Genomic DNA, 24,359 nt, shown 5'->3' on the forward strand with positions numbered 1-24,359 from the left:
TTCCGGCCATTTACTTTCTCCAGCTAAAGTTCAATTATATCCTTAACTGGACTGGTCAACTCAATTAAACCACCTCACAAAGTAGACGTAGTATCAAATAAAAACAACACACATAATTTAAGGAATACACATGAAAACGGTTCTTCTTTCTTTAGCTTTAGCATCTTCAGTTTTACTTTCAGGCTGTGTGGTATCTGTAGGTGGAGGGTCAGATAGTCACTATGGTGCCGATTGGGAAGATAGAGAGTTTAATAATCGCAAACACATTGCGAATCTTGAGACAGGGACAAGCTACGAAACTGTGCTGAGAAAAATGGGTGTTGCTGACTTTAACGAATTGTTCGAAAAGCAAGACGGCACTTATCGCGTACTTTACTACCGTACTCAAAAAACAATGGGCGACGGTATAACTACAAAAGACGAGTGCACCCCATTAGTTTTCAGAAACGGCAATTTGGTAGGTTGGGGTGACAGCGCCTATAGCTTGATGCACTAAACACGCTTCAATTTTAGTGACTAAATATAAAAGCAGAATTTATCTTTACTTTTAAATGTTAATAAAAAGTTAACATGTGAGGGGTTTTCGAGTAGGCTAAAGTTTGAACAGCTTGTGAGGTGGTTGGCGCAATGTTAAATGCGGCCGCATTTTTATCCACCTTGCCCATCTTATTTGAATGGGCATTTGCAACTAACAACTTTGCGTACAAGGAGCCCCTGATGAATACCGATGCGATTAATAACGCAATAGCCCCCTTGCAAGATACGGTTAAAGCTATCTACTTATCTGTTGATGACCTGAAAGTTGCTGCCTCCATTCTTTACAATGCATACGTAGACGACCCCCTTTTCATCGACATTTTTCAAGCAGAGAAAGAAGGCTATGAAAGCCGCCTTCGTTCCGCGATTCGCGAAGAACTCAACGCATTCTGGGTTGCAGAACAACCCATGATAGGTCTGTTTGATGACGACAGGCTTATCGCTGTGGCGTGTTTAACCGCACCCGATGCGGCATTTGGTTCAGGACGTTACTGGCATTGGAGATTGCGAATGCTTTTGACGGCCGGATTATTTGGTACTAAGCAAATGTTAGAAAAAGAAGAAAAAGTACGCGCCTTAGTACCCGCCGACAATTTCCATATGTTGAGCTTTATCGCAGTACATCCTGATTATCAGCACCATGGTCTTGGACATATTTTATTAGGTGCAATTGACAGCGTTGTAGAAGAAGACGCCAAAAGCGAAGGCATCGCGGTTTTTGTCACCGTGCCTTCCCATCGTCACTTCTTTAACGACGACAATTATCAAATCGTTAGTCAACTTCATTTGTCACATATAGACGGCGATATAATGTTTAGGAAAAAACAAAACTAGTATATTGCCAGGACACCTATACTGAGGTTCTAAAATGGGTTCTAATTTAATGCGTTCAGAATTGAACGCATTAAACAAAACACTGTTTACCTTTCGGACAGTACGTAATCGCGGAACTCGTGACTTTTCGGAGTTACAATTCTCGCCGGTAAAGGGCCGGTATAACTCGATTTCATAAATCTTTGTATATTATCGATATCCGCTAACGAGCCGTTGATTCGATCGATAACTTTTTGAGTGACTAAAATGACACCTTCTCGGGTAACTGTGAAGCCTTGTTGTTTTGCTATAGCGGTATCAGCAATTACGAAGTTAGGCGGGATGTTTACCCCTTTATCAACAATTACATTAGCTAACCTGGCTTCACTGCCTACATTTACCTCGGGTAGCAACACGCTTTTATCTATTATTGACCCTGTGCCAATACTAACATTTGATGACAAAACTGACTGACTCACAGAGCAACTGTTTAACTTACAGCCTGAACCCACTAATACTTGTTTAAGTTCACAGCAGGTCGAGTGGCTACCATTAGTAATTTCGGTGGGCGCCCGTGAAAAAGAGCTTCCCCAAATAGGCCACGTGGGATCGGATAGGTTTAATAAACTTGAGTTATTCAGCAAGTCCATATGAGCTTGCCAATAGCTGTCCAAGGTGCCCACATCTCGCCAATAGGGAATTTGCGCACCATTGGGGCTACGAAAGCGATGAGCGAAAACTCGATGCTGAGCAATAATTGAAGGGATGACGTCTTTGCCGAAATCATGCTCAGAGTTAAGCGAGCCAGCATCTTCGGTGAGTAATTTGAACAATACATCAGCGTTAACTACATAATTACCCATGGAAGCCAAACAATAGTCAGGAGCATCGACCAGTGCATGGGGAACGCGGGGCTTCTCATCAAATGCGGTAATTTGACTATTGCAATCAACCTTTAACACCCCCAACTGATTCACGGCTAACTCAGTAGGCACTTCGATGCATGACACTGTCATTTCAGCATTACTCTTCACATGGGTAGTTAAGAGTTTACGGTAGTCCATGTTATAGACATGATCTCCTGAAAGAATCAAAACGTATTTCGGAGCCACCGACTTAATATAACCCATGTTCTGATAGCACGCGTCTGCCGTTCCCTGATACCAGCTTTCAGACCGTTGTTGTGATGCCGCTAAAATATCCAATCGACCGCCAAAGCTGTTGTTCAACGGGCTCCAATGCTGCATCAAATGGCGAATTAAACACTGTGACTTATACTGAGTCAGCACGGCAATTTGCTTTAGACCTGAATTAACACAGTTCGATAATGGAAAATCTATAATACGACAGTGGCTCCCAAACTCTAGTACAGGCTTAGCGCGCATTTTGGTTAATTCTTTCAACCTTGAGCCCTGGCCACCGGCCAAGACTAAAACTAAGGTATCTTTCATTATCTGGTAAATATCTGTTTCAGCATTCATATCAGGCTCCGAATTCAGCCGTCCCTGGCGCTATTTGTATCTAGTCTGTTATCTCAATCTTACGCTGTAATTCCTGTGCTTTAGCCGATTTAGGAAGAAGTATCTTGAGTACTCCTTTCTTAAAATTTGCGTTAATAGCATCTTGCTCTACGCTCACAGGTAACCTGAAACTACGCTGAAAACTGCCGTAACTACGTTCCATCACGTGTATGTTGTCTTCTTTATCTTCATCGCTTTCATACTTCTTCTCCCCGCTTATAGTGAGAATGTCGTCTGACAGCGATAGTTTTATGTCCTTACTCTCTAACCCCGGTAATTCCGCAGTCAATTCATAGCTTTTTTTACGCTCAACAATATCGACCTTGGGCGTAACGAAATCTAGTTTGGTGTCTATAAGACCGGAGGACTCTTTTGAAAAGGGAAAATGACTAGAAAAATCTTGAAAGAAGTTATCAAGGGCCTTTTGTCCAAAGAAGCTAGACAAGAAGCTGTTTGATTTACTGTCACTGGAACGATTAGTTATGGGTAAATTACTCATAATAAGTCTCCTATCGCAATAATAAGTAGATTATGGTGAGCCGAACTACCTAAGCTTTGACTTATCAGCTGCTAATAGTTAACAAGATTTAATCGCTAATGATATTGATCCCAGTCAATATAAGAATAGTTTATTTTTTAATCGATAGTGGAAAAGGTATTGCAAATTTTCACCGCGCTTTAGACAAGCGTAAACGGAGCACGATTAGATATTCGCTCTTATATGCTTATAACTAATATGTCGTCTGCATTGCTATGCCATTGAGGAAAAGTACCGTCCATTAAACTTGTAGTCACAAGCTTAGCTTTCAAAGTAACTCAAGATGTAGGTAAACTTTGTTAACGCTTTCTTGGTTGTCCTCTCGTTTCCTAGCATATTTACAAAAATGCATTTTTGCCTCATTCGCTTGTAAGACATTTCCTACAAACGCTGTGAGTGATCTTACCTAAATTCTGAAATAAAAAATTATACTAAAGTATAAAGTCTTTGATTCTATTGCATATTTTTAAAAGTAGTCGAAAGTCGTACAAAAAACTTTCTTAAATCCCTGTAATTCAATATGGCGGTAATAATTGGAAGGGATACTATGAACATGTCACAAGGAAACACGACGAGTCACGGATTGAGTAAGGAATCATCAACGGAATAAGTTAGGACAACTTAAGGATGAGACTCTCACAAGGCAGTGAGTAAAGGGAAGAGAAAGCAGATAGGATGCTGCATTAAACGGACGTTGAAAACGGATTTGATAGGGAATAAAGGAATTCAAGGACGAGAAACGTGATAGGACATCACAAACAGGACGTTGCAGGGATAAAGGGACTAAAGCTAGCAAGGAGCTAGAGGCAAGGAGCCAACGGCAGGAGAGCCATCAAGGAATTTCTAGTTTGCATGGACGAGCAAACCAAGGATGAAAGAAGGACATGCTAAAGGATTAGCAAAGCTGTAGCAGGATGTGCAGCGAAAAATGGAACGAAGGAAGGGATCGTCAGCGGAGCCTGACAAGGACAGCCTCAGGATGAGGAACACTGCATGTAGGATGTGCAGTAATTTAGGAAAAAAGGAAAGGGACCTACGCATGGAAGTGTAGCTCGCACAGGAAGGCGCGAGAGTAGATGGAAAGGGGCGTATACGGATTTTAATCGGGAAGATTGTAGTCGCAAAGGATCGCGGAGAAGGATACTCAAAATTCCAGGAAAAAGGGGAGCCGCTAGGTTCCCCTTTTTTTGCGTTGTTTATTACCAATCCGTATGCATTTGTTATGTAAAACCTGACCTGAATGGTGAATTAAGAACCGCTCACGCTTTTTGACATAGAAGCTTAAACTCTATGCGGCGGCACCTCTGTTCGCATAACCCTTACACCTATCAATTCAACTTCCCCAGTATATCGATCCTCACCATTACTCGAAAACTCAAAGTTGAATACACTGTGCCAGTCAGGCTTTCCATATTTGAATGAAAATCGTGTTTTAGCTCTTGCCACACTCAGCAATTGTAAACCGTGTTTATCGCAGTATTGCTTTAGGTAAGTGTTTGTTTGCTCAGAAATGGCTCGAATGCGCCAAAACTGATAGCCAGTAAACCCAATAACCATTCACACCACTAACTCAAGTAACGTCATTTACTTTCTCGCTTGTGCAAACAATTGTTGAAATGCATTGCTGAGAATCTGAGGGTTGGCTTTGGAATGCAGGAGTGTTAGCACTTGTCTGCGTAACTTCGGGACTTGTACTAAATCTGAAAAGAAGCCTGCGAATAAGGCGCCCTTATGACCCTCTTTTTCATCAACGTTTGCCGCCTGCTCTAAAAAGGCACTAAGCAGTAGTGGTTCCATTTGCTCGAAATGACGTGCTGCAATAACGCTTAAAATATCAAGTCTCTGCGACTTTTCGCTTTTTAATAGTTCGAGTAGTTTGTTGTTAATGGTCGGGTTAAAGGTACCCTCTGACGTGCCTCTTAACGCCGCTAAATTGATTTCGTCACTTTTATCTATCTCATCCAAATACGCCGCTAATAAATTTTCAGGCAGAGAAACGCTTTCACTCATTTCCATCAATGTGTTAAGGAAAACGTCCGAGTAAAGTGAGGTGTTGTTTTTAATTGCCTGCGCTAATACATCTTGTTTGGGGTGATGGCTTAGGCTATGTACAAAGTCGGCCACGCTCTGCATGGATATTTGCTGCCAATCAACAAGTTGCGGGGCTTGAATGTAGGCCTCAACATTCTGCGACTCTTCACTTAAAGGTTGGTTTAGGGTGCGTTTAACTAATGCGTTAAATTGAGCGAGCTGCGATTGATTGGGAACAAACGAATAAGGATTATCAGGCAAAGTTTGCGCGTTTTCAGTATCTTCAGCAACAGACTGACCAAGTGCATCAACTATGATCTCTAGAAAATGATTTCTTGCTGCGGCCACCACTAAGCCTTGCTCATCAAGCGGCAGTTTCACAAACCAAATATAGTGTTGCGTGGAGGCATTTTTATTCCAAAAGACGATGCCGAACCACGCATGCTGCTGACGAGGGTAGGGCGCGTAAGCACTGCCGTTTTCTATTTCTAGAAAGGTTTGACTATCGGTGGGTTCAAGGCGACGACCTAAATCAAAAACCTGATATTCAGTGCCTGCATGTAACAAAAACTCGCTGATAGAATTAATACCGTTAGCGCTCATAACTCGTTCCAAAATACTGCTTTAATCAAAATTTGCCAGGCTGTCACATCTATTCAAAGGGGCACATCGATGAGATACCGCCAACAAAGACGGGTAATGGTATCACAGCAGAAGAAATTCAACGATAAGACACGCGGACTTATGTTGACCTTTAGCCCCTGATATACTGCGCGCTTCGAAATAGAAGCGTTTTTGAATTGCGGAGAGGATGTGATTAAAACGAATAGCACTCATCACATAGCATTAAGTAAAGCATTGATACAATTAGAAACAGACATGTATCAGGATGGTATTTGGCCAAATGAAGAGCCTTCGGAACAAGACCTAAATAATGCTATGGAAAGTGCGGTTCCTTTTGCGGTCGACTGTTTAGCGTTTGAGAGTTGGTTGGCTTTTATTTTTATACCCAAAATGCGCATTTTGTTGAAACAGGAAATGCCTTTACCACCCATGCAAATTGCGCCCGCAGCAGAAATATATCTGTCATCGGCGCATCAGCGCACTCTGTCCCAGCTTCAAGTTATTGATAATATTGCCAATGGAGACATTGGGTGAGTAAACACAACGCACTATGCAGAACGATTTAAAAGGCCAATTAACTGTGCATTCAGATGAGCAAACAATAGGAAAGGTAGACGTTGGTGAGGAAGATAGCGTTAATGCTCTTCATTTACCTGTGCTGTACCAAGATGAACATATCATCGCGATTGAGAAGCCGCCTGGCCTACTAGTACACAGAAGCCCGATTGATAGACATGAAACGGTGTTCGCAGTACAGACACTTAGAGACCAAATAGGCCAGCACGTCTATCCTGCTCATCGTTTAGACCGACCCACTTCAGGTGTGCTGGTGTTTAGCTTTAGCTCAGAAATTGCAGCAAAGCTTGGACAGCAGATGATGGACAAGCAGGTAGTAAAAACGTATCACGCTATAGTTCGCGGTTTTGTGCATCACACAGGGTATATCGATTACGCCCTAAAATACCGCTACGACAAAATTGCAGACAAGCATAAGCGCCCGCAGCAGCCGCCACAACCTGCATCAACTATGTATCAGTCAGTGGCAAAATTCGAAGTGCCTGAGCCTGTGGGCAAATACCAAAGTGCACGATATTCGCTAGTTAAGCTTTCTCCTAGTACCGGTCGCAAACATCAGCTTCGTCGGCACATGGTTCATATTCGTCACCCCATTATCGGCGACACGACCCACGGGGACGGTAAACAAAACAAATTCGCCAAGCAGCACTTTAATTTTAACAATTTGGCCTTAAGTTGTACTCAAATGGGCTTTTCTCATCCTATCACTGGAAAGTGGGTAACGATTAATTCACAGATGCACAGTGAAATGCGACTATGGCTCGAAAAATTAGCGCCGTTTTGCGTTTAGGTTGATAAAATAGTAAGAATTTCCGCCTGTCGACAAAGGCGACGATCATTGGTTTAAGAGGTAAAAATGGCAACATTGAAAATTATTGCGGGTACAGTTTACGGCAATGCGCAACACGTAGCTGAGCAGGTGGAAGAGAACTTAGCTGAACAGGGCGTGGATTGCTCACTTGAAAGCGACCCGTCGGTTGCAGATTTTACTGATGCTGACGCACTTTTGATCATTACCTCTACAACAGGGCAGGGCGATGTACCACCAAACCTTGAGTTTGTGTTTTCAGATCTGAAAGACGAATCGCCTATGCTAACCGGCAAGCCATTCGCGGTGGCAGCCCTAGGCGATAGCAGCTATGGCGAAAGTTTCTGTGGTGCAGGTAAACAGTTTCATGCGTTGCTTACCGAGCTACAAGGTAACGCAGTTGCCGATATGTTAGAGGTTGACGCGATTGAAACCCTAGAGCCCGAAAAAGACGTAGTTGAGTGGGTCAACACCATTAAAGACAAGCTGTTGGCTTAATTCTTAGAGATGTTCTGATTACGAAAAGAAAGAGGCGCATAAGCGCCTCTTTTAATTTGTGAGTCTTTCAGCATGTGGCTCGGCTAATTGAAATTAACCCGAGCCGTTAGCGATAAGCCAGAAGTACTGCTTATTCTACGCCGCGAAGTAGCGCGTTGATACCTACTTTCGCGCGGGTCTTCGCATCTACTTTCTTCACGATGATAGCGGCGTAAAGGCTGTATTTACCATCTGCGCTTGGCAGGTTGCCCGCCACTACTACTGAACCTGCTGGTACACGGCCATAGTGAACTTCACCGGTTTCGCGGTCATAAATACGCGTGCTCTGACCGATGTAAACGCCCATTGAGATAACAGAACCTTCTTCAACAATCACGCCTTCTACGATTTCAGAACGGGCGCCGATAAAGCAGTTATCTTCAATAATGGTGGGGTTAGCCTGAAGTGGTTCTAATACGCCGCCAATACCCACGCCACCTGAAAGGTGAACATTCTTACCAATTTGCGCACACGAGCCTACTGTCGCCCATGTATCAACCATAGTACCTTCATCAACAAACGCACCAATGTTTACGTAAGAAGGCATAACAACCGCGTTCTTACCTACGAATGTACCCGTACGTACCGCTGCTGGTGGAACAATACGCGCGCCGTCAGCCGCAAACTGTTCAGCAGTATAGTTTGTATACTTAAGCGGTACTTTGTCATAAAACTTACTTTCGGCGCCTTCAATCACATCGTTGTTGTGAAGACGGAAGAAAAGTAGAACAGCTTTTTTAAGCCATTGATGTACTACCCATTCGCCAGCAATTTTTTCTGCAACGCGCGCTTTACCTGTGTTTAAAAGGTCAATAGCTTGTGCTACTGCATCTCTTACTTCATCAGGTGCAGATGAAGGGCTAATGCTATCGCGATTTTCGAAGGCGTCTTCAATGATGGCTTTCAATTCATTCATGGTATTGTGATATCTTCAAGTTGGTCGAGTTTGAACAGGATACGCTTTTTAAGGTTCACCTGTTGTTCTTGGGTTAATGCTTTGCCAGCCTCATTGCTGACGATAAAAATATCTTCGGCTCGCTCGCCAATGGTGGCAATTTTCGCAAGCTTAAGCGTCATATTAGTATCAACGAATGCGTGACCAATTTTAGCTAAAATGCCCGGAGCGTCTAGGGCTTCTAACTCAATAAGCGTGGCTTCATCGTTGATATTGAAAAAGCGTACCTTAGTAGGCACGTCAAGTTGTTTCATTTGCCGAGGCAATTTACGCTTATTTTCGTGCGAACGCCCCGGCTTTTCAAGTTGGGCAGAAATAGCATTTTCAATGGACGCAATGCGAGACTCTGAGCTTATACGACTGCCGTCATTTTCAAGAATAAGCATGCTATCGAACACATAGCCATCTCTGGTCACGGTAACGTGGGCGTCGTGAATTGAACAGTTGCGACTGTCCAGCACTGACGCGACTTGCGCAAACAATGCTTTTCTATCTTTGCCGTAAACAAACACCTCAGTGCCACCTTTCGCACTGTTGTCATTTGCTTTTACTAACAGGCCATCGTGCTCTGGTGTAAGCCATTCATTCTGAGCTTTAATAATTTCGTCAGTATGCCACGCGATTTGAGTAGGCTTAAAGCGAACAAAGTAATCGTCGTCCAGGCGGGCCCACAATGCATCAATAGCAACAGGCTCAATAGCGCGCTCTTGCAAAATTTGCCTTGCTTGGTGTTTGTGAGTAGTTACTCGCTCGTTCAATGTTACTTGACACTGTAGTCCATTATCCAATGCCTTTTGCGTCATTAAATATAATTCGCGAAGTAAAGATGCTTTCCAGTCGTTCCAAAGATTGTCATTGGTGGCACGAATATCGGCAAGGGTGAGCGTATAAAGCAAATTAAGGTGATTGTGGCTTCTTACCGCGCCAGCAAACTCGCTTATAACGTCAGGGTCATAAATATCGCGGCGTTGGGCTACCACTGACATCAGTAGATGGTTTTCTACAAGCCATGCAATCATTTCAGCATCGTCGCTGGGAACATCGTGTTGCTGACAGAACTTTGCTACATCTTGGGCGCCTAATGTGGAATGATCGCCATTTCTACCTTTGGCGATATCGTGGAAAATAGCAGCGATGTAAAGCACTTCTGGTTTATCAAGGTTTCTGCAAATTCTGCCGCAGCGTGGGAAGTCTTTATTTGCCTTTGAGAAAAAGTAGTTAACATGCTTCACTAATCGGTGAGTGTGTTCGTCCACCGTGTAGGCGTGAAACAGGTCGAACTGCATCATACCAACAATGGCATCCCATTCAGGAAGGTAAGCTTGTAAAATGCCGTATTGATGCATGATGTCCCATGCAAAATCAAAGAACTCAGGCTGTTTCATTAAGCGCATGAATTTTTCGCGGCACAGCGGGCGCTCAACATAGTATTCTGCTTCAAAAGCGCGGTGAGCGTTGCGCAGCTGACGTATGCAAATCGTACTGAGGCCTTGTACTTCTGGCGTGTTAGCCACCAAATGCAGAAAGTCCAAGATTGCTTCGGGAGAGGAGAACACGGTTTCGTGTCGTGGCGATATCATGTTATCGAGCAGTTCGAAATCTTCGTTTATGATCACGCTTTTCTGAACGCTTTGGTTCAGCATGTCGTACTTGAAGCGCTGAAGCAGCATTTGATTCAGTTCAGACACCCGCGCCACTGTGCGGAAAAAGTCCCGCATCATTTTTTCGACAGACGATTTACCTTCTTCACCATACCCCATCATTTTTGCAACGTCAGGTTGGTAATCAAACAGCAGTCGGTTTTCGCTTCTGCCTGCAACCAGATGTAGTGCACAACGCATTTTCCAAAGGTGCATGCGACAAGCAATTAATTCACTGTGCTCTTGTTCTGTAAAGTAGCCGTGGCCTACTAAATTCCAGCCGTCATATTCTTTAAAATGCTTTTTGGCGACCCAGCCAATAGATTGAATATCACGCAAACACCCGGGGTTTTCTTTGATGTTAGGTTCAAGGTTATAAGCGGTACCGTTGAATTTGGCGTGGCGTTTTTTTTGCTCGTCATACTTGGCAGAGAAAAACGCTTTGCTCGACCATGAGTTTCGACCGTTAACTTCATCCCACAATTTATCAAAGGTGGCTTCACTGCCGCAAAGTAATCGGCTTTCCACTAAATTGGTCGCAATCGTAATATCGTCTTTTGCTAGCTTGACCGTTTCTTTGATAGTGCGAACTGACTGCCCAACATCTAATTTGATATCCCATAAAAGAGTGATGAACATGCCAATTTTTTCTTGTACATCGGGCTTAAGCTTCTTTTTACTAACTATGAGTAAATCGATGTCTGAATGAGGTTGCAGATGACCACGGCCGTAACCACCAACGGCGCAAAGCGATAATTCGTCGACGGTATCTAAACCATAAAGTTGCCAAAGGTGACAAAGCAACGCATCGACGAACTGTGCACGACCGGTAACGAGTTGATTAACCGGCGTAGCGTCGAAGGACTCCGTTATCCAGGCATAACTGGCTTCCACGCACGATTTAATGGCGGGGATTTCATCAACAGAGCTAATTGTGTCGATATTCTTTATCAGTGATTGCAGCGTCAAAATACACCTTTGAAATAGACTTCTTTTTAGACGCTAAGAACAATAGCATGAATTGCTAGTAGTTCGCAGTAGCAAATTAATGCATAAGTTAGGTTGAATTGTGAATATTTATGGTTTTTTGTTATAGGTGTGTAGCGCAGTAAATATGAGGGGAGTGCGAACACGATGCCGAACTTTGATAGTTGGAATTTGAGCTAACGAGCCAATAAAAAAGCAGCCGCGAATTCAACGGCTGCTTTGCATAATTCGATAGACTCAATCTTCTGAAATCATATTTTTAACGCGATTATTCGAAACGTTATCAATATTGTCGAAGTCGATTTATCCGTGAGAAATGATGCGTTCCAAGGTTTCTTCTTCGCGAAGCGTAAGAATCTCAACGCCGGTTTCAGTGACCAATAGGGTGTGCTCCCATTGAGCGCTTAAACTTCTGTCTTTAGTTACCACAGTCCATTGGTCTGGTAGCACTTTTGAGTAGCGCTTGCCTGCGTTGACCATAGGCTCGATGGTAAAGCACATACCTGGCTCTAACACATCACCTGTACCTGGCTTACCGTAGTGAACAATTTGTGGTTCTTCGTGGAAACTAGCGCCAATACCGTGGCCGCAGTATTCACGAACTATTGAATAGTTATGCGCTTCTGCGTGGGTTTGACAAATATGACCGATATCGCCAAGGCGCATACCCGGTTTCACTTGCTCAATAGCTTTATATAAGCATTCTTGGGTAACGCGAATTAGGCGCTCTGCAAGGATAGAAGGCTTACCCACCACAAACATCTTTGACGTATCGCCATGATAGCCATCTTTAATAACTGTGACGTCGATATTAATGATGTCGCCGTCTTTCAGTTTCTTATCAGAAGGAATACCGTGGCAAATACAGTGGTTTACTGACGTGCAGATAGATTTAGGAAAAGGCGGGTGGCCGTAGTTTAAAGGCGCAGGTACCGCTTTTTGCTCATTTACAATATAGTCGTGGCAAATAGTATTTAGCTCATCAGTGGTAACGCCTTTCTTTACGTAAGGCCCTATCATAGTAAGCACTTCGGCTGCCAATTTACCGGCTACGCGCATTTTTTCGATTTCTTCTGGGGTTTTGATAATAGCTGTCACAGCGCCTCTCAAATCGTTTGAAACTAGTTTGATGAAGAATTTTGATTACTTACGCATTATAACACTATTCAGGTCAATCTTAGTAAGGTTTTGATATTGCGGGATTTTATCTGGTAAGGGCTGAGGTGGAAAGCGAGCTCATTAAGGGTTCTATACTTTCTTTTACCTAAATACTTCAGTTTGTCGCTTTTTACCCTCAAAACTTGAGGCTTAGATGGGATTGTGGTATAAAGCGCGCGCCCTGACGGAAAGCTCATTTTGCCACGTGCATTTGGCACCGTTTTAGAGGGTAAATTTATTTTATTAAAACACACATATACCGACACTTCGTATCGGGGTGTTCAGTTCAATTTAGGTTGGCCTGAATCGATACAAGGGGTATATGGAGGCCTAACCCCAAGAGGAAAATAAAATGGCTAATGTTTCTATGCGTGACATGCTGAAAGCAGGTGTGCATTTCGGTCACCAAACTCGTTACTGGAACCCAAAGATGAAGCCTTTCATCTTCGGCGCTCGTAACAAAGTTCATATCATCAACCTTGAAAAAACGGTTCCACTTTTCAACAACGCACTTAACTACCTTTCAGGTGTTGCGTCTAAGAAAGGTAAAATCCTTTTCGTTGGTACTAAGCGCGCAGCTGGCGAAGCAGTTAAAGATGCTGCTCTTAAGTGCGACCAGTACTACGTAAACAAGCGTTGGTTAGGTGGTATGCTGACTAACTGGAAAACAGTACGTCAGTCAATCAAGCGTCTTAAAGATCTTGAGCAGCAAAGCCAAGACGGTACGTTTGAGAAGCTAACTAAGAAAGAAGCACTTATGCTTCAGCGCGAAATGGACAAGCTTGAAAACAGCCTTGGCGGTATCAAAGACATGGGCGGTCTTCCAGATGCGATCTTTGTTATCGACGCAGATCACGAGCACATTGCTGTAACAGAAGCTCGTAACCTAGGTATTCCTGTTGTTGGTGTTGTTGATACTAACTCTAACCCAGACGGTGTTGATTACATCATCCCTGGTAACGACGATGCTATCCGCGCTATCCAACTTTACTTGGATGCTGCTGCAAACGCTATCAACTCAGGTCGCGAAAGCAACCTTGAAGTACAAGCTGAGCAAGACGACTTCGTAGAAGCAGCAGAGTAATTCTGATTGCTTACTGTCATATCTTAATAATATGGCAGTACTACAATACGAAACGTATTGAGAGGGGCGACATCGCCCCTTTTACCTAACGAATTTATATTTAATGCTGAGGAATTGAAAAATGGCAGTGACTGCAGCACTAGTTAAAGAACTGCGCGAACGTACTGGCGCAGGTATGCTGGATTGTAAAAAAGCCCTGGTTGAAACGGATGGTGACATTGAGTTAGCCATTGAAAACATGCGTAAATCAGGCCAAGCGAAAGCGGCTAAAAAAGCAGGCCGTATCGCAGCTGAAGGTGTAATCCTTACTAAGGTTGAAGCGGGTCGCGCGACTATGCTTGAACTAAACTGTGAAACTGACTTCGTAGCACGTGACGAAGGTTTCCTTAAATTTGGTAACGAGCTTCTAGAAGTAGCAGCTGCTAACAACATCAACGACATCGAAGCGCTTAACGATGCAGAACTTAACGGTTCTAAAGTAAGCGAAGTTCGTGACGCACTTGTTGCTAAAATCGGCGAAAACATCTCTCCTCGTCGCGTTATCAACGTTGAAGGCGATACACTAGGCGCGTATGTACACGGCGGCCGTATTGGTGTTATCTCTATCCTTACTGGCGGTGACGAAGAGCTAGCGAAAGACGTTGCAATGCACGTTGCAGCTGCAAGCCCGCAGTTCGTTAAGCCTGAAAACGTTCCAGCAGAAGTTGTTGAGAAAGAGAAAGAAATCCAAATCGAAATCGCTATCCAGTCTGGTAAGCCAGCTGATATCGCTGAGAAAATGGTTGCAGGCCGCATGAAGAAGTTCACTGGCGAAGTGAGCTTGACTGGTCAGCCTTTCGTTAAAGATCCTTCAATCTCTGTTGCTGAGCTTCTTAAGAACAACAGCGCAGACGTAATCAACTTCGTACGTTTCGAAGTTGGTGAAGGTATCGAGAAGAAGACTGAAGACTTCGCTGCTGAAGTAGCTGCTCAAATGGCTGCTGCTAAGAAATAATTGAGTGTTTATCTTTTGCATTAAGCAATAGTTAGATAAACTACAAAGCACCTCTTAGGAGGTGCTTTTTTATAGCTGAACGTCTTTAGTGTTGCCATTGCAATGCGTAAGTGTGAAGCTAGGCGAGATTAAGTACGCGCCTGCCTGACAAACGAAAGCGCTTTGTCCTATGTTTTTTACATCAGTGGCTTGTTGAAAGACATAGGACAAAACGGGTTTACGAGGACAATTCAAACTATGAGTATCACACCAAAATCAGCATACCGACGCATTTTGTTAAAGCTTAGTGGTGAAGCCCTAATGGGGGCGGAAGGCTTTGGCATAGACCCTAAAGTGCTAGATAGAATGGCGCAAGAAATTAAAGAGCTGGTTGAACTTGGTGTTCAAGTTGGTCTTGTTATCGGTGGTGGTAACTTGTTCCGTGGCGAAGGCTTAGCAAAAGCGGGAATGAACCGCGTTGTTGGCGATCACATGGGAATGCTGGCTACCGTAATGAATGGCTTAGCCATGCGCGATGCGCTTCATCGTGCATTTGTAAATGCGCGAATGATGTCAGCAATACCGCTAAACGGTGTTTGCGATGCCTACAACTGGGCAGAAGCCATTAGCCTTCTTAAGTCAGGCCGTGTTGTTATCTTCTCTGCCGGTACAGGCAACCCTTTCTTCACCACAGACTCAGCGGCTTGTTTACGCGGTATCGAAATTGAAGCCGATGCGGTATTGAAAGCGACAAAAGTTGATGGTGTTTATAGTGATGATCCGGTGAAAAACCCAGAAGCAACGCTTTACGAAGAACTGACTTATCAAGAAGTACTAGAAAAAGAACTTAAAGTGATGGACTTGTCAGCGTTTACTTTGGCGCGCGATCACAGCTTGCCAATTCGCGTATTCAACATGAATAAGCCAGGTTGCCTGAAGCGTGTTGTGATGGGCGAAAAAGAAGGTACTGTTATTCGCCACGCTGACAACGATTAATTAAGAACAATAGGATACAAATCGTGATTGATGAAATTGAATTAGATGCGCAAGAGCGCATGGAAAAAAGCCTAGTTTCTCTTAAGGGCCAATTCAGCAAAATCCGCACAGGTCGTGCGCATCCAAGCCTTCTAGATGGCATCATGGTACCTTATTACGGCGTAGACACGCCGCTAAAGCAAGTGGCTAACGTCGTAGCAGAAGACAGTCGTACCCTAGCGTTAACTGTGTTTGATAAAAGCGCCATTCAAGCGGTAGAAAAAGCCATTATGCAGTCTGATTTGGGTTTAAACCCAATGAGTGCAGGTGGTTCAATTCGTATTCCACTTCCTCCTCTTACTGAAGAGCGTCGTAAAGACCTTATCCGCGTTGTTCGCAATGAAGCGGAAGGTGGTCGTGTCGCTATCCGTAACATCCGTCGTGACGCGAACGGTGACATCAAAGATCTTCTTAAAGAAAAAGAAATCAGTGAAGATGAGAGCCGCGCTGCTGAAGAGAACATTCAATCTATTACTAACGATTTCATTAAGAAAGTTGACAGCATGCTTGCTGACAAAGAAAAAGAACTAATGGAAGTATAAGTAAGTATTATGATTGGAAAGCGTTTAAGCGCAGCCAAATCGACAAAAGCAGAGGTGCCAGCAGAATCTGCTGGCCCGAAGCATGTTGCAATCATTATGGATGGCAATGGTCGATGGGCGCAAAAGAAAGGGAAAATTCGTACCTTTGGTCATAAAGCCGGGGTAGAGTCTGTTCGTTCTGTTGTGCGCTTTGCACGTCAAAACGGTATTGAATCACTTACGCTATTCGCGTTTTCAAGTGAGAACTGGAAACGTCCTGAGGAAGAAGTCAGTGTCTTAATGGAGCTGTTCAATCTTGTCCTCAATAGCGAAGCAAAAAGACTACACAAAAATGGTGTACGTCTACAGGTTATTGGTGATGTTGAGGCGTTTGATGCCAAGCTTGTCGAAAAAATTCGTAAAGCTGAAGACATGACCAAAGACAACAAAGATTTGGTCTTGAATATCGCCGCAAATTACGGTGGTAGATGGGACATTGTAAACGCGGCTAAGCAGCTTGCTACGCAAGTGAAAAGCGGCGAACTTGATGTGGAAAGCATCTGTGAAGACGCACTGAATGCGCACATTTCAACAGCTAACCTTCCTGAGTTAGACCTTCTTATTCGCACAGGTGGCGAACACCGTATTAGCAACTTCTTGCTGTGGCAATGTGCCTATGCAGAGTTGTACTTTACCGACGTACTATGGCCCGACTTCAACGAAGACGTGTTTCAATTGGCCGTAGACGATTTTAACGTTCGCCAACGTCGCTTCGGTTTAACCGGTGAACAGGTAGTCACAGCCGATGGTTAACACCATACAGGCAATTATCAGGCTTGCCCTGGTAACGATAGCCAAGGGCAAATTATGCTAAAACAACGAATAATAACTGCATTAATCCTCGCGCCACTGGCGCTTTACGCTATTCTTTTCCTTCCTATTTTTTGGTTTGAAATAGCCATTGCTGGTGTTGTCGGCATTGGCGCTTATGAATGGGCGAATATGTCGGGCGTACGTGAACGTCCTAAAAAGCTCATTTATATGGCAGGTGCCTTTGCCATATGTATAGCCTTGTCTCTTATTGTTGATGCCAGCACGATTTGGTATCAAGGCCAATTACATGGTTTATACCGTGCCATATTAACGGTTGCCGTATTATGGTGGATAGCGTCTTTATTTATGGTGCTAGCCTATCCCAAATATTCCAAGTTCTGGAAAGACAGTCGCAGCGTTAGAACCCTATTTGGGGCACTTACGCTTATACCCACATGGGTAGCGGTTGTTGCGCTTCGCACGAGCTTGCACGATGTTGATCCTTTCTACGGCGCTTCACTCATCTTCTATGTGCTGGGGATTGTTTGGGCTGCAGATATTGGTGCATTCTTTGTTGGCGTAAAATTCGGACGCCACAAGTTACGCCCTAACGTATCGCCAGGTAAAAGTTTAGAAGGCTTGTTAGGCGGTATTGCAGCTTCATTCGCTATTATCGCTTTTGCGGCCCTTCACTATCAGGTAGAGCCTTCGCGTATTTGGCTTCACCTTGCTATCGGCGGTATTACGGTGGCTGTTTCCGCCCTTGGCGATTTAAACGAAAGCATGCTTAAGCGTTGTGCGGGCATTAAAGACAGCGGCAAAATTCTCCCTGGACACGGTGGTGTACTCGATAGAATCGACAGCTTAACCGCGGCATTCCCTGTTTTTGCGTTCTGCTATGTAACCTGGATGGCGTAATGCAAACAGTAACAGTGTTAGGGGCCACAGGCTCCATTGGTTGTAATACACTCGACGTAATAAACCGCTACCCAGACAAATATCGCGTATTTGCTATTACTGGCAACTCACAGCTTGAATTGCTTATGGAGCAGGCCCAGAAATGCGCGCCGCGCTATGTGGTAATTGCTGATGACGCTAACTACAAACTAGCCTGTGAGTTAGCATCCCAGTACGGTGTGGATGCAGAAATTCTCGCTGGTGCTAAGGCGCTGGAAGAAGTATCCAGCGCGCCTGAAGTTGATGCTGTAATGGCAGCCATTGTGGGTGCAGCCGGGCTTTTACCCACACTGGCAGCAGTAAAGGCGGGTAAACGGGTTTTGCTTGCCAATAAAGAAGCGTTAGTCATGTCTGGTGCTTTATTTATCGAGGCTGCGAACCAAAGCGGCGCTGAAATTCTTCCTATTGACAGCGAACACAACGCCATATTCCAGTGCCTACCGCACGATTATGAATACGGTAACTTTGCCGCATCCGGCATTCGTAAAATTCTCTTAACGGGTTCTGGTGGTCCGTTTAGAGAAAGACCGCTTGATAGCTTCTCGTCAATTACAATTGATGAAGCCAGTACACACCCTAACTGGTCGATGGGCAGAAAAATTACAATCGATTCTGCAACTATGATGAACAAGGGGCTGGAGTTCATTGAAGCCTGTTGGCTGTTCGGTGCTGGTGCAGATGATATTGATGTGGTTATTCACCCGCAAAGTATTATTCATTCTATGGTGCAATATGTTGATGGCTCGGTGATCGCACAAATGGGCAACCCTGACATGCGCACCCCTATTGCCTATGGTTTGGCGCATCCTGAGCGAATCGAAGCGGGCGTTACGCCGCTCGACTTTTCTGACATTGGCAATTTCAGTTTTCAAACCCCTTGCTTTGAACGTTATCCTAATTTGAAACTGGCTATTGATGCGTGTAAGGAAGGGCAGTGTGCAACAACACGAGTGAACGCGTCAAACGAAGTGGCAGTCGAGGCCTTTTTAGAAGGTAAGATCCAGTTTTGCGATATTGCCAAAGTTAATGACGCCACGTTAAATGCTATGCCACACGTATCGGTGAATTCTATTCAGCAAATACTAGAGCAAGACAGCCTTGCAAGAACAAAGGCTAACGAGATTATTCGAGGTAAATTCCAGTGCTAGCATTTTTATGGAGCCTTGGTGCATTCATTGTAGCCCTAGGTATTTTGGTTGCCGTACATGAATGGGGACACTTTTATGTGGCTCGTAAATGCGGTGTACAGGTAGAGCGCTTCTCAATTGGTTTTGGAAAGCCTATATGGCGTAAAACAAGTAAATCAGGCACAGAATATGTCATCGCTATGATCCCATTAGGTGGATACGTGCGCATGCTCGATGGACGCATTGATGACGTACCGCCTGAGTTAGAAGACAAAGCGTTTAACAATAAACCTGTTTTGCAGCGCATGGCGGTTATTGCTGCTGGACCTGGCGTTAACTTTATTTTTGCGTTCTTCGCATTGTGGTTGATGTACTTGGTCGGCTTAGAAACCGTGAAACCTGTGGTTAAAAGCGTTGAACCAGAGAGCATCGCTGCACTAGCTGGTGTGCAAGCGGGTGATGAAATCATCAAAGTAGGCGACAGGGTTACGCCTGATTGGGAAGCGGTAAACCTGGAAATAGTCTCTAATATTGGCGCCGAAAAAGCCAATGTTACGGTTAAAAATTCGTCAAATGTTGAAAAAGAACTGACTTTTACACTGGGTTCTTGGAACTTTGACCCAGATAGCGAGTCTCCTTTAAGCAGCTTAGGGTTAACCCCTTATCGTCCAGATGCAACGTTAACAGTTGGGTTTGTAGGTGAAGGAAGCGCGGCTCAGCAAGCGGGTTTAAAACCCGGTGATGAGCTTCTTGCATTAAATGGCGCTAAGTTGTCATCGTGGGAGCGATTAGTTGACGTTATTGTTGAAAGTCCCGGCGAGAATATCTCGCTTGATATACAAAGGGATGGACAACAACTGACGTTAGATGCCACGATAGCGCGCCGCGATACACCACAAGGGCAAAGTGGATATCTCGGTGTAAGCCCAACATTTGAGCCTTGGCCAGAAGGGTATGTGTTTACGCATCAATATGGCATTATAGAGGCTATTGGGAAGGCGCTAGATAAAACATGGCGTCTTATGACACTCAGTGTCGAAATGATAGGTAAGCTCATCACGGGCGACGTGTCAGTGAAGAATTTGAGTGGGCCTATCTCAATTGCTCAAGGTGCGGGAACAAGTGCTGGGTATGGACTTGCGTACTTTTTGAGTTTTCTTGCCTTAATAAGCGTAAATTTAGGCATAATAAATTTATTACCCTTGCCCATGCTTGACGGTGGTCACCTCATGTTTTTTATCGTGGAGTGGATCACAGGCAAACCTGTGCCTGAAGCGGTGCAGGAATGGGGTTACAGAATAGGTGGCGTGCTTCTGTTTATGATCATGGGTATCGCAATTTTTAACGATATCGCTCGCATAACCTGATACAAATCAGGAAGTACAAAACAGCTAATACAAAACGCGGCCAGGAAAAGAAAAATAGATGAAGTTAAAACAGTTAGTAGCAGCCGGAGCCATTCTTTCCAGTGCTAGCTTTGCCAATGCTGCGGCGCAAGACAGTGAATTTGTCGTTGAAGACATTCGCGTAGAAGGTTTGCAACGAGTTGCACTTGGTGCAGCCTTAACCTACTTGCCCGTTCAAGTTGGCGACGAGCTTAATACATTCAGGGTAACGCAGCTTATTCGCTCGTTGTACTCTTCAACTCACTTTGAAAATGTTGAAATTCTTCGTGATGGCAATACGCTTGTCGTGCGTGTCGCTGAGCGTCCTACCATTAGTAATATCATCTTTGAAGGCAACGATGATATTAAAGATGAGCAACTTCAGGAAAGCTTAGACGGGAACGGCGTTCGTATTGGTGAGCCGCTCGATAAGACCGTACTAACCTCTATCGAGAATGGCCTGAAAGACTTCTTTTACAGCATAGGTAAATATAATGCTGACGTGACGGCTATTATAACGCCGCTACCGCGTAACCGTGTTGACTTGAAATTACTTTTCGAAGAGGGCGACGCGGCTGAAATTGAACAAATCAATATTGTAGGTAACGAAATCTTCTCAGACGAAGAGCTGATGGAGGCTTTCGAGCTGCAATACGATACGCCTTGGTGGGATTTCCTGTCGGAAACTCGCTACCAGCAGCAAACGCTGCAAGGGGATATGGAAACGCTGCGTAACCATTACTTAAACCGTGGTTACCTTCGCTTTAACGTTGACTCTACACAAGTTTCAATGACACCTGAAAAGTCAGGTATCTATATCGCCATGAACGTAACAGAAGGTGAGCAATACACTATCTCTGAAGTTGAGCTGGTAGGCGATGTACTCGGGCACGAAGAGTATATTGAACGCGTGCTTCCGCTTACTACGGGTGAATTGTATAACCAAGCAGAAGTAACGTATACAGAAGAATTTATCAGTAAGTATCTTGGTCGCTTTGGGTACGCTTACCCAACAGTAACTACGGTTCCTGAAATTAATGACGAAGACAAAACTGTTAAGCTCACGCTGTCCGTTGACCCAGGCAAACGTATTTACGTCAACCGCATTAAATTTAACGGCAACGTAGTAACAGCCGATAGTGTTCTGCGTCAAAATGTAAGCCAGATGGAAGGTACGTGGCTGTCGAATAACTTACTTGAGTCTTCAAAGAACCAGCTTTCTCGACTTACTTATATGGAAGAGGTTGAATTTGAAACGGTACGTATCCCGGGTTCAGAAGATAAAGTAGACGTTAATTTTAACGTAAAAGAACAGCCATCGGGCTCGTTTAATGCTGGTATCGGCTATGGTGACAGAACGAAGCTAAGCCTACAGGCGGGTATCCAGCAAGATAACTTCTTGGGTACAGGTAAACGTGTGGGTCTTAACCTAAGCACGGTTTCATATCAGCGCAGTGCGCAAATCACGTACAACGACCCTTATTTTACCATTGACGGTATTAGTTTGGGCGGAAGCTTGGGCTATAGTGAGTTCGACGGTTCTGACTTTAACGTTATTCAGTACAACTCTAAGCGTTGGTCTATTGGTGCGAACATTGGTTATCCGATTAACGAGTTTAATCGTATTAACTTCGGTTTGACCTACAGCAACGTAGAGCTATACAACCGTGGTTACTACGAGCAAACTGAGCAGTTTTATAACCAGTTTACGAACGGTGAAGACCCAGATGCAGCGATTAAATACGATAGTTACCTGGCAAGCATAAGCTGGAGTCGAAGTACGCTAAACCGTGGTTTGTTCCCAACGGCGGGTTCATCTCAACGAGCGTCATTTAGCATTACCACACCAAACTCAGATGTTAACTATTTTAAAACGGTATTTGACGGTAAGTGGTACTTCCCATTATCTCGTAACCAGCGCTGGTCTTTCCTAGCGCGCGTACGTCTTGGCTACGGGAATGGTTACGGTGATATTAACGGCAATGAGCAAATATTACCGTTTACAGAGAACTTTACAGCAGGTGGTTCTGATTCACTACGAGGATTCGAGAATAACACGGTAGGTCCTCGCGGTGTATTCCTAGGCAATACGGGTACTATAGTTGGGCCTGATGGTGAAGTGTTCCCAGGCGATCCAGCTGATGCGCAGCTGTCTTGGTCAACGCGAAGCCTAGGTGGTAACGCGATGGCACTTGGCGGTATCGAGCTTATTGTTCCTACGCCATTTGTTGAAGAAGAAATGGATAACTCAGTTCGTACAAGTTTGTTTGTGGATGTGGGTAACGTGTGGGATACTGAGTTCGACTATGACTATTACCGTCAGTTTGACATAGCATCTACACAACGCGGTGAGCTATTGGACTATTCTGATTGGAGCCTGTATCGTAGCTCGGCAGGTATATCGGTCCAATGGGTATCACCAATGGGACCGATGGTATTCAGCTTCTCGAAAGCGATACAGCAACGTGATGGTGACGATGCGAGATTCTTCACTTTCAACATTGGTCAAACTTTCTAAGACATTAAAGCGAGCGCGTTTTTAGGCGCGCTCTATAATAAGATTCACAAAAGGAGTTCCCTTTGAAACAGTTGGTTAAACATATCGTTGCAGGAGCAATGTTGGGTAGCGCTTTAGTTAGTACATCTGTAATGGCTGAGCAGAAAGTTGCAGTTGTCGATGTGCAAGGTATTTTCCAAGCGATGCCTCAAGCGGCTGAAATTCAAAACGCTATTCAGGCTGAATTTAAAGATCAGCTTGAAGAAGTGAATCAACTGCAGCGTGATGGTCAGTTCTACGCAGAACGTCTTCAGCGCGACGCAGCGACAATGAGCGATGCAGAGAAGAAAGAACTAGAACAAAAAATCTTGTCAGTACGTGAAGAGCTAGCTAAAAAAGGTCAACCTTTGCAGCAAAACATTCAACGTCGCAGCAACGAAGAGCGCAACAAGCTTCTTGGCCTAATCAAGCAAGCTATCGACTCTGTTGCAGCAAAGCAAGGTTATGACCTAGTGCTTAACGCTGGTGCGGTTGCGTTTGCAAAAGAAGAGCACGACTTATCTGAGCAAGTTCTTCAGCAAGTAAGCAAAACTAACTAATAACTGCACTAGTCAGTTGTAAAATTTATCAGACCAACTCCCCAAAGGTGTTGGTCTGATTTGTTTTTTGCGCTTAACAGCGTATGGTTGCCGCCGTTTTTAGTTTTTACGGCGAGTTTGACCAGAATGCCAATCAATCATCTGTATTGGTATAAAATAGTTGTAGGTCATGCTTGTATACAGGAGAAAGTTTTTGGCCAATTCACTTAATACCATCGAAATTCAGGAAATATTGGAACTGTTACCTCATCGGTATCCATTCCTACTTGTTGATCGTGTAACAGACTATGTTCTGGGTGAGTCTGTAAAGGCTTATAAGAATATCACTATCAATGAGCCGTGTTTCATGGGGCACTTCCCTGAACAGCCAATTTTCCCAGGTGTATTAATTCTTGAAGCTATGGCACAAGCTGCCGGTGTTTTAGGATTTAAGACAATGGGTAGCAATGATAAGTTATACTTGTATGCAGGGATTGATAACGCACGCTTTAAGCGTCCTGTTGTTCCAGGTGACAGGCTTGAGTTTGATGTTGCTCTAGTTAAAGAGCGCAGAGGGATTTGGAAATTTAAAGGCACTGCAAGCGTTGATGGCGATATCGCTTGTGTTGCAGAGTTTATGTGTGCGATGAGAGAGATAGCTTAAC

Annotated in this window: 23 protein-coding genes; 16 read left to right on the top strand and 7 right to left on the bottom strand. The window is 44.2% G+C overall.

Annotated features, from left to right (window positions below):
* Positions 1-130: 130 nt before the first annotated feature.
* Together QME20_RS04515 and QME20_RS04520 are read left to right on the top strand one after the other, a co-directional pair.
* Positions 131-496, top strand: a complete 366-nt coding sequence (locus tag QME20_RS04515; RefSeq protein WP_014997556.1) for a DUF3192 domain-containing protein — start codon at positions 131-133, stop codon at positions 494-496.
* A 221-nt stretch (positions 497-717) separates the two neighbouring features.
* Positions 718-1,371, top strand: coding sequence for a GNAT family N-acetyltransferase (locus tag QME20_RS04520; protein ID WP_044556927.1), 654 nt, complete (start codon positions 718-720; stop codon positions 1,369-1,371).
* An 86-nt stretch (positions 1,372-1,457) separates the two neighbouring features.
* Here the strand turns inward: QME20_RS04520 and glgC are convergent, their stop codons facing one another.
* From glgC to QME20_RS04540, 4 genes are all read right to left on the bottom strand, one after another.
* Complete coding sequence (gene glgC / locus QME20_RS04525) at positions 1,458-2,831, bottom strand: glucose-1-phosphate adenylyltransferase (protein ID WP_281715526.1); 1,374 nt, start codon at positions 2,829-2,831, stop codon at positions 1,458-1,460.
* A 40-nt stretch (positions 2,832-2,871) separates the two neighbouring features.
* Positions 2,872-3,369, bottom strand: a complete 498-nt coding sequence (locus QME20_RS04530) for an Hsp20/alpha crystallin family protein (RefSeq protein ID WP_199820706.1) — start codon at positions 3,367-3,369, stop codon at positions 2,872-2,874.
* A 1,320-nt stretch (positions 3,370-4,689) separates the two neighbouring features.
* A complete protein-coding gene (locus QME20_RS04535) occupies positions 4,690-4,965 on the bottom strand; it encodes a DUF3301 domain-containing protein (RefSeq protein ID WP_281715527.1) in 276 nt (91 codons plus the stop codon).
* Positions 4,966-4,992: 27 nt separating this feature from the next.
* Positions 4,993-6,042, bottom strand: a complete 1,050-nt coding sequence (locus QME20_RS04540) for a DUF3549 family protein (RefSeq protein WP_281715528.1) — start codon at positions 6,040-6,042, stop codon at positions 4,993-4,995.
* Between the two features lie 210 nt (positions 6,043-6,252).
* On the opposite strand from QME20_RS04540, the gene QME20_RS04545 reads away from it, so the two are divergent.
* The 3 genes from QME20_RS04545 (at position 6,253) to QME20_RS04555 (ending at position 7,945) form a co-directional block, all read left to right on the top strand.
* Entirely contained in the window at positions 6,253-6,597 is a 345-nt protein-coding gene (locus tag QME20_RS04545) for a YqcC family protein (RefSeq protein ID WP_231506420.1), read from the top strand.
* A gap of 16 nt (positions 6,598-6,613) precedes the next feature.
* Positions 6,614-7,429, top strand: coding sequence for a tRNA pseudouridine(65) synthase TruC (gene truC / locus QME20_RS04550; protein WP_239219865.1), 816 nt, complete (start codon positions 6,614-6,616; stop codon positions 7,427-7,429).
* A 66-nt stretch (positions 7,430-7,495) separates the two neighbouring features.
* Complete coding sequence (locus QME20_RS04555; RefSeq protein WP_039223258.1) at positions 7,496-7,945, top strand: flavodoxin domain-containing protein; 450 nt, start codon at positions 7,496-7,498, stop codon at positions 7,943-7,945.
* A gap of 130 nt (positions 7,946-8,075) precedes the next feature.
* Here the strand turns inward: QME20_RS04555 and dapD are convergent, their stop codons facing one another.
* The 3 genes from dapD to map form a co-directional block, all read right to left on the bottom strand.
* Complete coding sequence (gene dapD / locus QME20_RS04560; protein ID WP_014948549.1) at positions 8,076-8,900, bottom strand: 2,3,4,5-tetrahydropyridine-2,6-dicarboxylate N-succinyltransferase; 825 nt, start codon at positions 8,898-8,900, stop codon at positions 8,076-8,078.
* Positions 8,897-11,548 carry a [protein-PII] uridylyltransferase gene (gene glnD / locus QME20_RS04565; protein ID WP_039224764.1) on the bottom strand — a complete coding sequence of 884 codons (2,652 nt, stop codon included), beginning with the start codon at positions 11,546-11,548 and terminating at the stop codon, positions 8,897-8,899. Before glnD ends, dapD begins: the two co-directional genes overlap by 4 nt.
* A 321-nt stretch (positions 11,549-11,869) precedes the next feature.
* Complete coding sequence (map, locus tag QME20_RS04570; RefSeq protein ID WP_014948551.1) at positions 11,870-12,664, bottom strand: type I methionyl aminopeptidase; 795 nt, start codon at positions 12,662-12,664, stop codon at positions 11,870-11,872.
* Between the two features lie 412 nt (positions 12,665-13,076).
* On the opposite strand from map, the gene rpsB reads away from it, so the two are divergent.
* The 11 genes from rpsB (at position 13,077) to fabZ (ending at position 24,358) form a co-directional block, all read left to right on the top strand.
* Positions 13,077-13,808, top strand: a complete 732-nt coding sequence (gene rpsB / locus QME20_RS04575) for a 30S ribosomal protein S2 (protein WP_014948552.1) — start codon at positions 13,077-13,079, stop codon at positions 13,806-13,808.
* Positions 13,809-13,929: 121 nt separating this feature from the next.
* Positions 13,930-14,802: a translation elongation factor Ts gene (gene tsf / locus QME20_RS04580; protein ID WP_014948553.1), complete on the top strand. Its 873-nt coding sequence runs from the start codon at positions 13,930-13,932 to the stop codon at positions 14,800-14,802.
* A 237-nt stretch (positions 14,803-15,039) separates the two neighbouring features.
* On the top strand, positions 15,040-15,777 hold the full coding sequence (gene pyrH / locus QME20_RS04585) for a UMP kinase (protein ID WP_014948554.1): 738 nt from the start codon (positions 15,040-15,042) through the stop codon (positions 15,775-15,777).
* A 23-nt stretch (positions 15,778-15,800) separates the two neighbouring features.
* Positions 15,801-16,358, top strand: coding sequence for a ribosome recycling factor (gene frr, locus QME20_RS04590; RefSeq protein WP_014948555.1), 558 nt, complete (start codon positions 15,801-15,803; stop codon positions 16,356-16,358).
* A gap of 9 nt (positions 16,359-16,367) precedes the next feature.
* Complete coding sequence (uppS, locus tag QME20_RS04595) at positions 16,368-17,150, top strand: polyprenyl diphosphate synthase (protein WP_014948556.1); 783 nt, start codon at positions 16,368-16,370, stop codon at positions 17,148-17,150.
* Between the two features lie 54 nt (positions 17,151-17,204).
* Entirely contained in the window at positions 17,205-18,068 is an 864-nt protein-coding gene (locus tag QME20_RS04600; RefSeq protein ID WP_281715529.1) for a phosphatidate cytidylyltransferase, read from the top strand.
* Positions 18,068-19,255, top strand: coding sequence for a 1-deoxy-D-xylulose-5-phosphate reductoisomerase (ispC, locus tag QME20_RS04605; protein WP_281715530.1), 1,188 nt, complete (start codon positions 18,068-18,070; stop codon positions 19,253-19,255). Before QME20_RS04600 ends, ispC begins: the two co-directional genes overlap by 1 nt.
* Positions 19,249-20,601 carry a sigma E protease regulator RseP gene (rseP, locus tag QME20_RS04610; RefSeq protein ID WP_049585985.1) on the top strand — a complete coding sequence of 451 codons (1,353 nt, stop codon included), beginning with the start codon at positions 19,249-19,251 and terminating at the stop codon, positions 20,599-20,601. The genes ispC and rseP overlap by 7 nt, the downstream gene beginning before the upstream one ends.
* Positions 20,602-20,659: 58 nt before the next feature.
* Complete coding sequence (gene bamA, locus QME20_RS04615) at positions 20,660-23,137, top strand: outer membrane protein assembly factor BamA (protein WP_281715531.1); 2,478 nt, start codon at positions 20,660-20,662, stop codon at positions 23,135-23,137.
* A 62-nt stretch (positions 23,138-23,199) separates the two neighbouring features.
* Positions 23,200-23,715: an OmpH family outer membrane protein gene (locus tag QME20_RS04620; RefSeq protein WP_014948561.1), complete on the top strand. Its 516-nt coding sequence runs from the start codon at positions 23,200-23,202 to the stop codon at positions 23,713-23,715.
* Positions 23,716-23,908: 193 nt separating this feature from the next.
* Positions 23,909-24,358: a 3-hydroxyacyl-ACP dehydratase FabZ gene (gene fabZ / locus QME20_RS04625; protein ID WP_156077995.1), complete on the top strand. Its 450-nt coding sequence runs from the start codon at positions 23,909-23,911 to the stop codon at positions 24,356-24,358.
* Position 24,359 lies beyond the last annotated feature (1 nt).

Source organism: Alteromonas sp. CyTr2 (assembly GCF_947311905.1).
Lineage (GTDB): Bacteria > Pseudomonadota > Gammaproteobacteria > Enterobacterales > Alteromonadaceae > Alteromonas > Alteromonas macleodii.